This window comes from Neptuniibacter sp. QD37_11 (assembly GCF_047778105.1).
Taxonomy (GTDB): Bacteria; Pseudomonadota; Gammaproteobacteria; order Pseudomonadales; family Balneatricaceae; genus Neptuniibacter.
In genome coordinates this window covers 433,589-448,471 of the sequence record NZ_CP180552.1, presented here as the reverse complement: position 1 = coordinate 448,471, position 14,883 = coordinate 433,589, and the positions used below count along the sequence as shown (strand labels likewise).

Here is a 14,883-nt window from a genome sequence, read left to right as displayed (position 1 = left end):
TTTCAGAGAGAATAAAGATGTCCCGTTCAGAAGAACTTTTCCAAGCAGCTCAAGTTCACATTCCCGGTGGAGTTAACTCTCCTGTGCGTGCATTTAAAGGTGTAGGCGGCACCCCAATCTTCTTCAAACAAGGCGAAGGCGCTTACTTGTTTGATGAAGACGGTAACAAATACATCGACTACGTTGGCTCTTGGGGACCAATGATCTTAGGTCATTGCAACAGTGAAGTAATCGATGCTGTACGCGTTTCTTTAGATAACGGTCTAGGTTTTGGCGCGCCAACTGAGATCGAAATCGAGATGGCAAACAAGGTTTGCGAGATCATGCCATCTTTAGACATGGTCCGTATGGTTAGCTCTGGTACAGAAGCAACTATGAGTGCGATCCGTCTGGCACGTGGTTACACTAAGCGCGATAAAATCGTTAAGTTTGAAGGCTGCTACCACGGTCATTCCGACTCTCTATTGGTTAAAGCAGGCTCTGGCATGCTGACTTTAGGCGAGCCTAGCTCTCCTGGCGTTCCTGCCTCTCTTGCTGAACACACCATCACTTTGACTCACAACGATATCGACAGCGTTCGTAAAGCATTCGCCGAGATCGGTGATCAGATCGCGTGCATCATTGTTGAACCTGTAGCCGGCAACATGAACTGCATCCCTCCGATTCCTGGCTTCCTAGAAGGTCTTCGTGAAGTATGTGATGAATACGGCACGGTTCTGATCTTTGACGAAGTAATGACGGGCTTTCGTGTAGCACTGGGTGGCGCACAGTCTGTTTATAACGTAACACCTGACCTAACGACGCTAGGTAAAGTTATTGGCGGTGGACTACCAGTAGGCGCGTTTGGTGGTAAGAAAGAGATTATGGAGCATATCGCTCCGCTAGGCGCTGTTTACCAAGCGGGTACGCTTTCCGGTAACCCACTCGCAATGGCTGCAGGCCTAGCGATGCTGAACGCCGTTTCAAAACCAGGTTTCTACGAGCAACTAAGCGCAAAAGTAGAGCTACTAACCGAAGGTTTAGAAGCTGTAGCGATGGCAAATGGTATTCCATTTACCACTAGCCGTGTCGGTGGCATGTTCGGTCTATTCTTCACTGAGCAAGAGCAAGTGACTAGCTTCGCTGAAACTATGGCGTGCGACGCTGATCGTTTCTCTAAATTCTTCCATGGCATGCTTGAACAAGGTGTATATCTAGCACCTTCAGCATTTGAAGCAGGCTTTGTATCTGCTGCACATACACAGGAAGATATTGAGAAAACACTCGCAGCGGCTGACCACGTTTTTGCGAATCTAAAATGACCGTAGCTATCATAGCTGGCAATGCGCTTCTGATTGCCAGCGCTCTATTTTTAGCAGGGCGCAGTTATAGAGTAGGCGAGAAACATGATCATACTGCCAGTATGGTCATTAGCCTTGCTGCTGCATTTATCGCTTGCTCAGGTGCTGGCGCACTCCTGCTACAAGGAACAGATCAAGATTCAGTCACGTTCAGGCGCCTGCTTGATAACCTAGCTTACTTTGCGGCAATCCCTTTAATAGCAAGCGCCATGTTTGATTATGCTTGGAAGAAGGAGTGGTCACGTGCAGCATGGGGGCGCTGGTTGTTAGTATTATTCGCCCTATTTGAACTCTGCCGCCGAAGCGAGGTAGGGGTCACCTACAGCCAAGCATGTGCAGTACTATCTGCACTTGCTTTGCTAATCAGCTGTTTAAGAATGCAACCGCTAATCACTAAAGCAGCAGGTACTGCATCCGCAATTGCGATTGCAGTTTCGACCCTTGTTTATAGTCAAGCAAGTCTAATGCCTCATTTGGCCGACCCAGCTCTGTATCATTCAGTTCTTGCTGTTGCTCTGATACTTTTGAGCATAGCCCTTGGAAAAGAAAAGCTTCCTTAAACGATCTCGACCTGCCTATTTCACGCATAAAAAAGCAGCCATTTAGGCTGCTTTTTAGTGCTTATCCGATTAGTAATTCAGCGCTTTAGTTCGGGCTGCATTTGCACCTGAACGATCACCTGAACTTTGACGAATATCCGCAATTAGCAACCACAATCTTCGCAACATAACGACATCACCAATAGCCATATTTGTGCCTTTGAGGGCCATTTGCTCGGCTTGAGCCCACTGACCTTCTAGGCGACGTACATCAGCCCATTGATAATAGATCTCCGGATCCCTAGGAGCGATCCGTTGTGCACGTTCAAGATTACTTTCTGCTGCCTGCATCGCCCCTCTATTTTTCTGCTGATTGGCACTGTTTAACAAAGCAATGACAGCAGGGTTTTGAGCGCGAGCAGTCACAGGCGTCGGAACTGGAACGGCGACAGGGTTCTCAGTTCGCGATTCTCGAACAACCGTAGGTTTGATTTGAACACCTGTTGCAGATTCGGCTGACTGAATAACACCATCTTGTCCTGATCGATCCTCTACAGGGGGACGGTATACTCCTGTTCCACTCACGCACCCAGTCAAAGCCAATGCTGTTAAAAGTGCTCCAGCTGTTTTATATCTCTTAATTATCTGAACCATCGTTCAAACCAATCCATAGATTCTTGTTGCTGATTTCCGGCACATTCAGCGTAATCTTGCGGAGCTGTACCTTTTATGAACGGCAATTGTCGCACACCCTGACATTGTTCGGCAGAGATCAAACCTGTTTTTTCTTCAATCCAGTGATACTCAATCTCTTCAGGCTGAACCGCCATAAGTGACTGAGGTCGTTCTTTTACCATTAACTCGGTCCAAACGCGTAATGCACCTCCCGAACCGGTAAAAGGTAGCTTGCCATTGTCGTCCAGCCCTAACCAGACCACCGCCATGCGATCTCCTGCAAAACCAGCAAACCAACTATCGCGCTGACCATTACTAGTGCCGGTCTTACCAGCCACATTAATTGAACCTGGCAGACGGCTATAGATATAGCGCCCTGTACCTTCTCGGGTAACCGCTTGTAACGCGTATTGAATCAGATGCATATTCTCCGCAGTCACCACCTGTTTCACTTCAAATGGATAGCGAGAAAGCTCCTGCCCTTCTGAGTCCGTAACCAAACGAATAGCACGCATCGGCGTTCTAAAACCATTTGCAGCAATCGTCTGATAAACCGTCGCAATCTCAAATGGGCTCATCGACTCCGCGCCCAACAAAAGCGAGGGGTAAGGTTTGGGATCACGAGAGATACCTAAACGTTCTAAGGTATCGATCACTTTCGGCAAACCTATATCCATACCTAATTGGGCAGTACTCTGGTTATAGGATTTCGCTAAAGATAGATAAAGCGGCACTTTACCGTGGCTTTGACGATCAAAGTTCTGCGGCACCCAACTCTTACCACCAGGAAGCGGCACACTAATCGGCTGATCATCCAAAAGGGAAGCCAAGGTATAACCCTCTTCTAACCCCGCCAAAAAGACTGCTGGTTTCACCAAAGAACCGATTGGACGGCGCGCATCTAAAGCGCGGTTAAAGCCTTGATAGCGGGCGTTTTTACCACCCACCAGCGCCAATACTTCACCGGTTTGCGGATCAGTGACTACAATTCCGCCCTGCAATGCAGTGACCGGTTTGCCGAAGCGTTTCTTTAAATTGCCTATGGTTTTGGTCAGAGCCGCTGCAGTATTCGCTTGAACCATTGGATCTAAGCTAGTGAATACTCGCAAACCTTCTGAGCTAAGCACATCTTCAGGGTACTCTTCACGCAACTGACGTTTTACAAGATCGAGATAGGCAGGATAAGCACCTTTATGAAGGCTACGCTGTTTAACCACACCTAAGCCACGTTTCTCAGCATCTAGACGATCTTTCATACTGATCACGCCCTGTTCTTGCAGCACTTTCAACACAAGATCACGACGCGCTTTAGCACGTTCCGGATGACGTCTTGGGTCATAGTAAGATGGGCCCTTCACCATACCAGCCAATAGTGCGACCTGATGAAGTTTCAATTCATTAATAGGTTGGGCAAAGTAATACTGACTCGCCAGACCAAAACCATGCACTGCACGGGAGCCCGATTGTCCCAAGTAAACTTCGTTCAGATAGGCCTCTAAAATCTCATCCTTGCTGTAGCGAAGATCCAATAGCACCGCCATAGGGATCTCCATGAGCTTACGCGCCAAGGTTCGATCAGAGGTTAGATAGAAGTTTTTGATCAACTGCTGTGTCAGGGTACTACCGCCCTGAATAAAGCGTCGCGCCTTCAGGTTAACCCACATTGCACGCGCGATACCTTTTGGCGAGACACCGAAGTGGCTGTAATAATCGCGATCCTCTATCTGAATCAATGAGTCCAAAAGTAGTTGTGGTGCTTGATCCAAACGAATCAGGTCACGGTCTTCATTATCTCGAGGGTAAATACCACCGATAAGGATCGGCTCTAGACGACTTAACGGAACGATCGAACCACGACTATCTTTAATCGAAACTAACTGATTGCCACTGAAGCTCAGCAATAAACGTTGTGCGCTCTCATCACCATCAGGAAAACTAAACCCACGGGTATACACGCGAGCACGACTGGAAGCCCATTCCACCATCCCCGGTTTATCCGCACGATTTACAAATCGGTAGCCCAAGCCTTTCAATTCATCCTTTAACGCTTGGCGATCTAATACCTGTCCCGGATACAACTCGAGAGGCCGCGCATACACTTTGGCAGGCAATGCCCAGCGCTTACCCTCAAACTTACTTTTGACTTGGACATCCAGATAGATCAAACCGATTCCGCCAATCACCATGCCCAAAAGGGACAGCTTGAACAGAAAGATAAGAAACTTTTTCAGGAAACTGCGTGGTTTTTTAGTGCTTTTGCCACGACTTGACGATTTTGGTGCTCTCTTTTTTGCCATTGGCTCAGTATAATGCCTTCCCTTAGCAGGTATATCAGTACGTTTATGACCCTAATCGACTCTCTAAAACAAGCTTCGTTCTATCCGCATCCAGTCGACCAGATTGAGGTGATAGAAACCCACATTTCCTGGCTGATCTTAACAGGCGAATATGCCTATAAGATTAAAAAGCCAGTGGATTTCGGTTTTCTGGATTTTACCACGCTAGAGAAGCGTCAGCACTTCTGTGAGGAAGAGCTACGTCTAAATCAACGATTAGCGCCTGATATCTACCAGCAAGTCATCAGTATTGGCGGTAGTGCTGAGAAGCCGATTTTCAATCCAGAAGACGATGAAGAGATCATTGAATATGCTGTTCAAATGCAGCAATTTGATCATTCTCAACGCCTCGATCTCCTTTTAGCTAATCATCGTTTTGAAGCTAGCTGGATCGATACATTAGCCGAACAAATCGCGGATTTTCACCAGCGTATTCCGATGGTGGCGCAAGACAGCCCTTGGGGTGAAGCGGAAACGATTTGGGAAGTTGTCTCCGATAACTTCAGCCATATCACCGACGCTATCGACGAACTAGATGACTGGCACAAAGTACAAAAGCTATCCCATTATACTGCGCAACAGTTCCGCAAACTGACCCCTCTGATTGAACAACGTAAGCAATCCGGTCATATTCGCGAATGCCATGGCGATCTTCACTTAGCCAACATCACTCTTTTCCATGATGAGCTAAGACTGTTTGACTGTATCGAATTTAACTTACAGTTCCGCTGGATAGATAGTATTTGTGATCTTGCTTTTCTCCTTATGGATCTGGAAGCCAACGGTGAGTTCCGATGGGCCAATCGCTGCTTAAACCGCTATTTAGAAATCAGTGGTGATTACAATGCCCTACCACTGCTTAATTTCTATAAAGCTTACCGCTCCATGGTTCGCGCAAAGGTTGCAGTACTAGGCGAGCATCACGATCTACAAACCCTGCGCCGCTATCTGCGTCTAACCGATTACTATGCTCGCGCACCAAAACCAGCACTGTTTTTGATGCATGGCATTTCCGGCAGTGGCAAGAGCCATTTAAGCCAACAACTCGTTGATCAAACCGATACTATTCGTATCCGTTCTGATGTTGAGCGTAAACGCCTTTTCCGCGAGTTGAGTTTAAAAGGGGAAAAGATAGATCTATATGGGCCGCAAATGAACGCCCATACCTTCAATCACCTTTTTGATAACAGTGCAGAGCTACTGCGCAACGGTTATTCAGTGGTAGTTGATGCAACCTGCTTGCGCCAAAGAACACGTCAGAACTATATCGAACTAGCAGAGAAACTCGGCATCCCTGTTCGTATTATCAGCTGCGAATGCGAGCAAAAACTGATTGAAGCCCGTTTGAAGCGCCGTTCCAATGAGGGCTCTGATGCATCCGATGCTGACATTGCGGTTATGCTGGAACAACAACAGCTTGCACAGCCTCTAACAGAAGAGGAGCGAGCACTTACTCTTTCAATCGATACCGACGATGATGAAGCAATCGTACGTTTATTAGAGCAGCTGCGAATCCAAGAGGTAATTTTCTAATGACAGCCTTATGCCACATTGATGAGATTACCGAAGGTCAGGCTAAAGGGTTTGAGTGTGAAGGCAAAAAGCTTTTCGCGGTAAAATACCGTGGTGAGTTATACGTCTATGAGAATAGCTGCCCACATCGCAGCATCCCCCTAGAATGGCAGCCTGATCAGTTTCTAGATTACGACAAGACCTTCATCCAGTGTGCTACCCATGGCGCGCTCTTCAAAATTGACAGTGGCGAATGCATCTCAGGCCCCTGCGTAGAAGATAGCCTGACCGCCATCCCATTCACCTTAGATGACGGCCAAGTGATCCTCGGCTAAGTAATTACCGGAATCTCGCGCTGAATACTGATCTGTTCAGGCGAGATATCTGCAGCATAAGCAATTACTTCTACCCCAGCCTCTATTGCCTCACGCAGTAAGCGGCCATATTCTGGATCGATCTGATCGGCAGGGCGTACCTGTTGAATCCCTGTGTGAGGCACACAAAACAGCATCACAGCGCGGTTACCCTGCTCCACCATCGCCATTAATTCCTGCAAGTGTTTAGCGCCACGCTTAGTCACTGCATCTGGAAAGCTTCCCCAGTTATCAGATTCAAGCAAAGTCACATTCTTAACTTCAACCCATGCTCGACCTTTCTCTTCATCTTCCAACAAGAGATCAATACGGCTGTTTTCTCCATACTTAACCTCTTGACGAATATCAGAGTACCCTTGCAGCTGAGCAATCACCCCTTGCTCAATCCCTTCGCGAATCAGTTTATTGGCACGACCGGTATTAATACAGGCGAGATACTGCCCTTCAACTTCCACCAGCTCCCAACCCAATGGGTATTTACGTTTAGGATTGCCACTGTCGTGCACCCAAACACGGCTATCTGGATCAGCGCAGTTTTTCATGGAGCCGGTATTCGGGCAGTGGATCGTAACTTCTCGACCATCCGACAAAACAACATCTGCAAGGAAACGCTTATAACGCTTGACCAAACGCCCTTCGATTAGATCTTCGAATTGCATTATTTTTGAATCCTTTTACCTAAACGCTCCAGCATCAACTGAATGCGATCCAATCCTGTGGTGTAAGAGAATCGAATAAATTCCTGACTACGGTGCTGACCAAAATCCAACCCCGGCGTAGTCGCTATATGGTCCTCTTCCAACAATGACCAACAATAATCGAAGGTATTATCGGTAAGGTGTTGAGCACCTGCATACACATAGAATGCCCCCTCAGGGGTAACTGGCAAATCAAAGCCTAAATCTCTTAAACCAGACACCAAAAGATCACGACGTTTTTGGAACTCAAAACGTCTACGCTCCAATTCATAAATCGTTTCAGGCTTAAATGCAGCCAGTGCTGCATATTGCGAAACCGTGTTTGGCGAAATCATCAAATTCTGCGCTAATTTTTCTAATTCTGGGGCAGCCTCCTCAGGCGCCACCAGCCAACCTAAACGCCAACCTGTCATCCCAAAATATTTAGAAAAACTATTGATTACAAAAGCATTTTGATCAATTTCCAATACACTTGGCGCATCTATTCCGTAGGTAAGCCCATGATAGAGCTCATCAACAACCAGATGACCACCTAGTTTTTTAACTGTCGCAGCAATATCAGTTAACTCATCTCGATGGACGACCATACCGGTCGGATTAGCAGGAGAAGCTAACAGCACTCCCGCAGTAATAGCTTGCCAATGCTGTTCGATCAACTCAGCGTTTAACTGGAAATTATCTTCTGCATTGGTCGGCACTAACTGAGATTTAGCTTCTAAAAAGCGCAAGAATTGGCGATTACATGGGTAACCCGGGTCAGCCATCATAAACGACTGCCCAGCATCAGCGAGCAAAGAGAACGCCATCAGCAAAGCGCTGGAAGCGCCGGTGGTTACAACGATCCGATCAGGGGAGACATCTAAGCCATATTTCGTGGCATACCACTGACTGATCGCCTCGCGTAACTCAGGAATACCCGCGGCAGGCGTATACTGAGTCAGGCCGCTATCAATCGCCGCTTTGGCTGCTTCTGCAATCAATGGTGCTGTTGCAAAATCAGGCTCACCCACCTCCATATGGATAACGTCACATCCAGCATCATCAAGTTGCTTAGCCCGTTTCAGCAAGTCCATCACTTTAAAAGACTCAATTTCTGCAACACGTTGGGAAGGACGGAATACCATGCGAATACCTGATCAAACACTAAAAATGGCAGTATACCTCAGACCATTTACGAATATCCCGCCTAGAGCGCCTATTTACAAGCGCTTCAAGGTGAACTAAACCTAATGAGATGTCTTTTAGTATCAATAGAATACATTTAGGGCTAGCGAAACGGCGAGGCATCTGGTAATTTGCCTGCCTTCTATGCTAAATCAATGTATTTATTGCATAACTAAACACAGGCAAGTGAAGTCACCCTTAAGGTGGCTTACGAAAGAAAGAGAGTGAGGCAGCGCTTATGCCAAACAAGAGCGAATCTTTCACACATATTGATCCTTACCCACTAGTTGAGGGTGAGGAATACATGAATGAGAAGCAGAAGGATCATTTCCGTGCAATCCTAGGCGCTTGGAAACAAGAACTGATGGAAGAAGTGGATAGCACTATCCACCACTTGCGCGAAGAGCCTTCAAATTTTGCAGATCCAAGCGATCGAGCTAGCCAGGAAGAAGAATTCAGCCTTGAGCTACGTACTCGTGACCGCGAACGTAAATTGATCAAAAAGATCAATGAATCGCTTGAGCTGATCGACGAAGATGAATACGGTTATTGCGATGCCTGCGGTATCGAAATTGGCGTTCGACGTCTCGAAGCTCGACCTACAGCGTCTTTGTGTATCGATTGCAAAACGCTGGCGGAGATCAAAGAAAAGCAAGTCGGCGGCTAAATCTAAACTAAGCCAGTTAATATAACTGGCTTAGCTTTAAGCATTTATCGTGACCTATATCGGCCGATTTGCCCCATCCCCTACTGGGCCATTACATTTTGGTTCACTCCTTGCTGCACTCGCCAGTTTTTTGGATGCACGTGCCCATGAGGGTGAATGGCTTTTACGCATCGAAGATTTAGATCCTCCTCGCGAACAGCCAGACGTCAAAGAACAATTTCCACTGTTACTGGAAAGTTACGGTCTTTATTGGGATGGTGAACTCAGCCTTCAAAGCGAACGCCTTGAACTCTATGCCCCAGTACTACAGGAACTGCTAGAAGCGCATCACGCTTACCCCTGCTCCTGTTCACGCAAAGAGATCCTAAGCCGTTGCGATAATCTGGTGTATGACCAACATTGTTTAATGCACCCACCGGAGCAAGACGCCAACGTTGCCATTAGGATCAACAGCAACGGCACGCTCATTAGTTTTCGCGATATTATCCAAGGCCCCCATGCCTATAATTTAAGTAGTACTGGCGACTTTGTTGTATTCCGCCGTGATGGTTTTTATTCCTACCAACTCGCCGTGACTATCGACGATTATCTGCAAGGCATTACCCATATTGTACGCGGCTCAGACCTACTAGATGAAACGGCTAAACAGATTCATCTACAACAGCTGTTAGGCTATCCAACACCTGCTTATGCACATATTCCTGTCGCGGCCAACGCCGAAGGTCAAAAGCTGAGTAAGCAAACCTTTGCACCGGCACTAGAAACCACCGATCCAATTCCAGTTTTATTTAAAGCTTTGCAATTCTTAGATCAAGAACCACCACGAGAACTGCTATACGCAAGTAGAGATGAACTACTGGAGTGGGCGATTGCAAACTGGGATATACGCAAAATAAAACCAACACTCAGTAAGCCGCTACTAAACGAGTCGTAAGATGTATTTCCACCGAGTCCTACTTTTATTGATACCCGGTTTATACATGGTATTACCCCTCATTATTGATAGCTGGCAGAGCCTGACAACACCCTGGTATCTTCCTTACGTTGCTTGGTTTCTTATTATCTTATTAGCATTTCTGATCGAGCGGAGACCGAGAGATGTTTAGTCTTCCATTACTCATCCTGATCGGAGTTGCTTATCTGCTCTTTCTCTTTGGTACAGCCTACCTTACCGAGAGAGGACTATTACCCAAACAGTTGGTGCACCATCCATTTACCCATGTACTTTCTATCGGGGTATATGCCAGCGTATGGACGTTCTATGGTGCCTTTGGACTGGCGCAAGAATCGGGATATAGCTTTTTAGCTTCCTATTTAGGTGCTGTCGTCACCTTTATCTTAGGCCCGGTACTGCTGATCCCAATCCTCAGGATTTCGAGGACATACCAACTTAGCTCACTACCCGACCTACTCGCCTTTCGTTTTCGCAGCGGGGCGGTTGGTACTATTACAGCCCTACTCACCGTCATCGCCACTCTCCCGATGCTTTCAATTCAGATACAAGCGGTGACCGATGCCCTGTATCTGCTAAATGACCAATTTAGCGTTGACCAGATAGGCTTAGGCTTTTGCTTTGTTATCGCACTCTTTTCGATTTTATTCGGTGCACGTCACGCCTCTTTACGAACGACTCATCAAGGCCTGATGGTGGCCATGGCAGTTGAATCACTGATTAAATTGATCGCACTTCTGGTGATCGCTGGCTTTGCCATCTTTGGCGTCTTAGGTGGAGTAGAAGGCGTTAATGACTTTATCACCAGCCATCCTGAATCGATCAAGCGCTTAGAAGCGCCGGTAGACAGCGATGCTTGGCGAACCTTACTACTGGCATTTTTCACCGCAGCAATTGTGATGCCGCATATGTTCCATATGCTGTTTACCGAAAACTCCTCTGACGAAACACTCTATAAAGCCACATGGGCGATGCCGCTGTTTCTGTTTTTGCTTGCAGCTGCAGTTCCACCCATACTTTGGGCTGGCGAAGCACTTGGCGTAGGCGGTGAAGCGCAATTCATCCTTTTGAACATGGGTGTTTTCTTAGACTCTACTTGGCTAACGGTATTGGCATTTATCGGCGGTTTGTCAGCAGCCAGCGGTATTATGATTGTGGCAACTGTAGCTATGGCTTCGATGATTCAGAACCACGTTATTCTGCCGTTAGTCCCAAAACCGAAAACCCCTCGCTTCTATGCCTGGCTATTATGGCTTAGACGTAGTTTGATCATGGCGATGCTACTTGCCAGCTATCTTTTCTATCGCCAGATAGGTACGGACTTTGCCCTGCATCAGATGGGCGTGGTTGCTGTAGTGGCCTTCCTACAGTTCTTACCGGGATTACTATCCACCCTGTTCTGGTCCAGAGCTAACCGCTGGGGTCTACTCATAGGCTTATCCGCTGGCATGGGGATCTGGCTGCTAACCATGTTAGTCCCGCTTCTAGATAGCTCGGCCAGCGAATTGGTACCTTTCGATTTAGATACAGATAATTGGGACCATATTGCGATTCTGTCACTGATGTTGAACACTGCTCTTCTGACCGTAGTCTCTCTAATCTTCCCTCAATCAGAAGATGAGCGTAGGGCCGCACAATCCTGCTTGATGAACGCGTTGCAAAAGCCAAGTTCCAACCACCTACGCGTTTCCAGAATCGATGACTTTACCGATCTACTGTCTAGCCGATTGGGCCGCAAAACCGCAGAGCGCGAAGTTCAAAAAGCACTAGAGAGTCTGAATATACAATCGCAGACCGTGCGTCCGATCGATCTGTTACGCCTTCGAACAACGCTTGAAACCAACCTTTCAGGCTTACTTGGGCCTATAGAAGCCGCTGCTTTACTTGAGCCTTTGGATCAACCTTCCGATCCAATTACCTTCAAAGCCAGTAATACGCACCTGATTGAAAACCAGCTGGAAAACTATCAAGAACGTTTGACCGGTCTTGCTGCCGAACTTGATGAAATGCGCCGTTACCACCGTCTTACACTGCAAAAACTCCCCGTCGGTGTATGTACCCTCGATACCTCTGGACAAGTGCTGTTCTGGAATATTGAGATGGAGCGTCTGACCCAAATTAAAGCGGAAGAGATTATTGGTACGCCGCTACAAAGCCATACCGATACTTGGAGCACTATTTTAGAAGAATTTGCCCACGCGGATAGCGATCACAAGTTGAGCCAAAAACTGATCTTAAATGAACAAACTCATTGGTTCAGTTTGCACAAATCGATCCTTAAAGAGCGTCGCGATATCGGCATGGTATTGCTACTAGAAGACGAGACCGACACTAAAATCATGCAGGACAAGCTCGGCCATAACGAACGACTTGCATCGATCGGTCGCTTTGCTGCGGGTGTTGCCCACGAGATCGGCAACCCTGTAACGGGGATCGCTTGTCTAGCACAGAACCTGAAGTTAGAAACAGATAACGACTATATTCTTGAAACCGGCGATCATATCGTCGATCAAACCAAACGTATCAGCCGTATAGTGCAGTCCCTGGTCAGATTCGCCCATGCAGGTCGCCCCGAAGCGGAACGAGAGCAAGTGCCGGTATCTCTTGCCCAATGTGCTGAAGAAGCTATTCACCTCATGTCTTTGGATAGCCATGGCAAACAACAACAGTACATCAATCAGATACCCGATGAGCTTCGCGTGAGTGGTGATCCACAACAACTTCATCAAATCTTTGTAAACCTGATTCAAAATGCCAGCGATGCTTCACCTGAAGGCGGGCGCATCTGGCTCCATGCCAATGAAAATATTGAAACCGTAGAGCTTCGAGTAACCGATGAAGGCAGCGGTATATCAGCCGAATCCCAAGAACGTCTGTTTGAACCGTTCTTTACCACAAAAGACCCTGGTCAGGGTACAGGTTTAGGCCTATCTTTGGTTTACAATATTATTGAAGAACATTGTGGTAATATTGAAATTATAAGCCCAGCCAACAACAAGCAGAACAAAGGCACTCAAGTGGTAATAACGCTCCCGCGCTTAAAGTGGACAGAAGATCCCGACAGCGCAGGATAGTGGGATGAGAGGTAGAGAGCCGATGAGCCGAATTCTGATTGTAGAAGATGAAACAATAATCCGGTCTGCACTGCGCAGACTACTCGAGAAAAACCATTTCCAAGTCGACGACGCCGCTTCTGTAGATGAAGCCACCAGTCGTTTCAACCTTGGTGACTTCAACCTGATTATCAGCGACCTTCGTCTGCCGGGTGCACCTGGCACAGACATGATCTCGTTGGCAAAATCAGTTCCTGTACTGATCATGACCAGTTATGCGAGTTTACGCTCCGCTGTTGATGCGATGAAACTCGGTGCTGTCGACTACATTGCCAAGCCTTTTGATCACGATGAGATGATCAGCTCGGTACAGCATATTCTTTCCTCTCGTTCAGAAGCTGACAGTCCCATTACCGAACATGATGCCGCTGCTGCCGAGAACCGCACTAATATCATTGGCTCCTGCCAACCGATGCAGGAACTCGATAAGCGCATTAAGAAAGTTGCTCGCACCCAAGCGACTGTTTTGATTCAAGGCGAGTCTGGCACAGGTAAAGAACTTGCAGCTCGCGCGATTCACGAACAAAGCAATCGCGCCAATATCCCAATGATTTCAGTGAACTGCGCCGCGATCCCAGAGAGCCTGATTGAGTCAGAACTCTTTGGTCACGAAAAAGGCGCTTTTACCGGCGCTAGCAGCAGCCGCAGCGGTTTACTTGAAGCTGCAGATGGCGGCACACTATTTCTTGATGAGATCGGAGAACTTCCTCTCGAAGCTCAAGCACGTTTATTACGCTTCCTACAAGAAGGTGAGATCCGACGTGTAGGCTCTGTGCAATCAAAGAAAGTTGATGTTCGCCTGATTGCTGCAACCCATAGAAATCTAAAAGAGTTAGCGAAACAGAACGAGTTTCGTGAAGACCTCTACTACAGACTCTATGTGATGGAGCTTCGCATTCCACCATTAAGAGAACGCGGCGACGATATTATTGAGTTAGCTGAAAAAATGCTGGCTCGTGTTTGTCAGCGAATGGAAACAGCGCCTTTACGTTTCGCCAATGACGCGCTTGAAACTATGCGCAGATACAGCTGGCCGGGCAATGTTCGTGAATTAGAAAATGCTATCGAGCGAGCAACCATTCTTGCAGAAGGCCCATTCATTACCACAGACCTTTTAGGCTTAGATATCCCAGTAAGCTCGTTAGATGATATTGAAAGTCAGTTTGTTGCTATGAATCAGGCTACTCCTCAAGCAGTACAGACTGAAGACCAATCCAAACTATCTTTAGACGACTACTTCCAAAGATTCGTTCTAGAAAATCAGGACCAATTGAGCGAAACAGAACTGGCTAAGAAACTCGGCGTGAGCCGCAAGTGTTTATGGGAACGCAGACAAAAACTTGGCATTCCTCGCAAGTCGAAAAAATAGATTATACCAAGGTCTAAAGGGTAACATTTAAGTAACATTACGGTAACAATTCAGGTGTTACCGTACTACCCAGCAACTAGTACCAAAGCGTAACACCCAGTAACAAAACCGCTACAAAAGTAGATCAAAAAACAAACAACCAAA

The 14,883-nt window shown here is 47.1% G+C and carries 12 protein-coding genes; 8 read left to right on the top strand and 4 right to left on the bottom strand.

Annotated elements, in window-relative coordinates:
* Nucleotides 1-17 precede the first annotated feature (17 nt).
* The gene (gene hemL, locus ACMXYT_RS02000; protein ID WP_415899984.1) at nucleotides 18-1,301 is read left to right on the top strand and encodes a glutamate-1-semialdehyde 2,1-aminomutase; all 1,284 of its coding nucleotides are present in this window, start codon (nucleotides 18-20) and stop codon (nucleotides 1,299-1,301) included.
* Complete coding sequence (locus tag ACMXYT_RS01995; RefSeq protein WP_415899983.1) at nucleotides 1,298-1,900, top strand: hypothetical protein; 603 nt, start codon at nucleotides 1,298-1,300, stop codon at nucleotides 1,898-1,900. Before hemL ends, ACMXYT_RS01995 begins: the two co-directional genes overlap by 4 nt.
* Nucleotides 1,901-1,969: 69 nt before the next feature.
* Here the strand turns inward: ACMXYT_RS01995 and ACMXYT_RS01990 are convergent, their stop codons facing one another.
* The gene (locus ACMXYT_RS01990) at nucleotides 1,970-2,533 is read right to left on the bottom strand and encodes a tetratricopeptide repeat protein (RefSeq protein WP_415899982.1); all 564 of its coding nucleotides are present in this window, start codon (nucleotides 2,531-2,533) and stop codon (nucleotides 1,970-1,972) included.
* On the bottom strand, nucleotides 2,521-4,740 hold the full coding sequence (mrcB, locus tag ACMXYT_RS01985; protein WP_415901090.1) for a penicillin-binding protein 1B: 2,220 nt from the start codon (nucleotides 4,738-4,740) through the stop codon (nucleotides 2,521-2,523). The genes ACMXYT_RS01990 and mrcB overlap by 13 nt, the downstream gene beginning before the upstream one ends.
* Before the next feature lie 123 nt (nucleotides 4,741-4,863).
* Between mrcB and ACMXYT_RS01980 the strand changes: the two genes are divergently transcribed.
* Complete coding sequence (locus tag ACMXYT_RS01980; RefSeq protein WP_415911797.1) at nucleotides 4,864-6,423, top strand: AAA family ATPase; 1,560 nt, start codon at nucleotides 4,864-4,866, stop codon at nucleotides 6,421-6,423.
* Nucleotides 6,423-6,737, top strand: coding sequence for a Rieske (2Fe-2S) protein (locus tag ACMXYT_RS01975; RefSeq protein WP_415899980.1), 315 nt, complete (start codon nucleotides 6,423-6,425; stop codon nucleotides 6,735-6,737). The genes ACMXYT_RS01980 and ACMXYT_RS01975 overlap by 1 nt, the downstream gene beginning before the upstream one ends.
* Here the strand turns inward: ACMXYT_RS01975 and sfsA are convergent.
* Nucleotides 6,734-7,435: a DNA/RNA nuclease SfsA gene (sfsA, locus tag ACMXYT_RS01970; protein ID WP_415899979.1), complete on the bottom strand. Its 702-nt coding sequence runs from the start codon at nucleotides 7,433-7,435 to the stop codon at nucleotides 6,734-6,736. The two genes, ACMXYT_RS01975 and sfsA, sit on opposite strands and share 4 nt — an antisense overlap.
* The gene (locus ACMXYT_RS01965; protein ID WP_415899978.1) at nucleotides 7,435-8,598 is read right to left on the bottom strand and encodes a pyridoxal phosphate-dependent aminotransferase; all 1,164 of its coding nucleotides are present in this window, start codon (nucleotides 8,596-8,598) and stop codon (nucleotides 7,435-7,437) included. The genes sfsA and ACMXYT_RS01965 overlap by 1 nt, the downstream gene beginning before the upstream one ends.
* A 278-nt stretch (nucleotides 8,599-8,876) precedes the next feature.
* Between ACMXYT_RS01965 and dksA the strand changes: the two genes are divergently transcribed.
* From dksA to ACMXYT_RS01945, 4 genes are all read left to right on the top strand, one after another.
* Complete coding sequence (gene dksA / locus ACMXYT_RS01960) at nucleotides 8,877-9,305, top strand: RNA polymerase-binding protein DksA (protein WP_415883334.1); 429 nt, start codon at nucleotides 8,877-8,879, stop codon at nucleotides 9,303-9,305.
* A 49-nt stretch (nucleotides 9,306-9,354) separates the two neighbouring features.
* Nucleotides 9,355-10,239: a tRNA glutamyl-Q(34) synthetase GluQRS gene (gene gluQRS, locus ACMXYT_RS01955; protein ID WP_415899976.1), complete on the top strand. Its 885-nt coding sequence runs from the start codon at nucleotides 9,355-9,357 to the stop codon at nucleotides 10,237-10,239.
* 164 nt (nucleotides 10,240-10,403) lie between these two features.
* Nucleotides 10,404-13,331: a sensor histidine kinase gene (locus ACMXYT_RS01950; protein ID WP_415899975.1), complete on the top strand. Its 2,928-nt coding sequence runs from the start codon at nucleotides 10,404-10,406 to the stop codon at nucleotides 13,329-13,331.
* A 22-nt stretch (nucleotides 13,332-13,353) separates the two neighbouring features.
* Nucleotides 13,354-14,739 (top strand): sigma-54-dependent transcriptional regulator, encoded by a 1,386-nt coding sequence (locus ACMXYT_RS01945; RefSeq protein WP_415905866.1) that lies wholly within the window; start codon nucleotides 13,354-13,356, stop codon nucleotides 14,737-14,739.
* The last annotated feature ends 144 nt before the right edge of the window (nucleotides 14,740-14,883 follow it).

Coding starts and splice junctions, on each gene's coding strand:
- hemL (WP_415899984.1), top strand. CDS start 18: ATGTCCCGTTCAGAAGAACTTTTCCAAGCAGCTCAAGTTCACATTCCC.
- ACMXYT_RS01995 (WP_415899983.1), top strand. CDS start 1,298: ATGACCGTAGCTATCATAGCTGGCAATGCGCTTCTGATTGCCAGCGCT.
- ACMXYT_RS01990 (WP_415899982.1), bottom strand. CDS start 2,533: ATGGTTCAGATAATTAAGAGATATAAAACAGCTGGAGCACTTTTAACA.
- mrcB (WP_415901090.1), bottom strand. CDS start 4,740: ATGGTGATTGGCGGAATCGGTTTGATCTATCTGGATGTCCAAGTCAAA.
- ACMXYT_RS01980 (WP_415911797.1), top strand. CDS start 4,864: ATGCCTTCCCTTAGCAGGTATATCAGTACGTTTATGACCCTAATCGAC.
- ACMXYT_RS01975 (WP_415899980.1), top strand. CDS start 6,423: ATGACAGCCTTATGCCACATTGATGAGATTACCGAAGGTCAGGCTAAA.
- sfsA (WP_415899979.1), bottom strand. CDS start 7,435: ATGCAATTCGAAGATCTAATCGAAGGGCGTTTGGTCAAGCGTTATAAG.
- ACMXYT_RS01965 (WP_415899978.1), bottom strand. CDS start 8,598: ATGGTATTCCGTCCTTCCCAACGTGTTGCAGAAATTGAGTCTTTTAAA.
- dksA (WP_415883334.1), top strand. CDS start 8,877: ATGCCAAACAAGAGCGAATCTTTCACACATATTGATCCTTACCCACTA.
- ACMXYT_RS01950 (WP_415899975.1), top strand. CDS start 10,404: ATGTTTAGTCTTCCATTACTCATCCTGATCGGAGTTGCTTATCTGCTC.
- ACMXYT_RS01945 (WP_415905866.1), top strand. CDS start 13,354: ATGAGCCGAATTCTGATTGTAGAAGATGAAACAATAATCCGGTCTGCA.